This is a genomic window from Streptomyces sp. SID5464 (assembly GCF_009862985.1).
Taxonomy (GTDB): Bacteria; Actinomycetota; Actinomycetes; order Streptomycetales; family Streptomycetaceae; genus Streptomyces; species Streptomyces chartreusis_D.
The window spans coordinates 223,040-223,322 of sequence record NZ_WWIQ01000049.1 but is presented as its reverse complement, the minus strand read 5'-3'; the positions used below and the strand labels follow the sequence as shown (position 1 = coordinate 223,322).

General features: G+C 60.1%; 1 pseudogene. It reads right to left on the bottom strand.

Annotated elements, in window-relative coordinates:
• Window positions 1-231: pseudogene (locus GTY47_RS24070) on the bottom strand (haloacid dehalogenase type II); the annotation flags it as partial.
• Between the last annotated feature and the right edge of the window lie 52 nt (window positions 232-283).

Genomic DNA, 283 nt, shown 5'->3' with positions numbered 1-283 from the left:
GCAGACCCGCTCGAAGGAGTCCTGCAACACCTGCTCGTAGGGGTAGTACTCGCCGCGGACCTGGTCGTAGCGGTAGCCGCGGAACTCGCGCACGAACTGGTCCCACTGCTCGGCCGGGATCTGATCGCCGACGAGTTCACGCGTGATGGGGGTGATCGGGTATTCGATCAGTGTGCCGTAGCAGTCGAACGAGACGTACTTCGGCCGGAACTGCAACGAGGGAATGGCCATGACGATACTCCTGTCGTTTCTGAAGATAACTGCACTTGTTCGGGACTGGTCA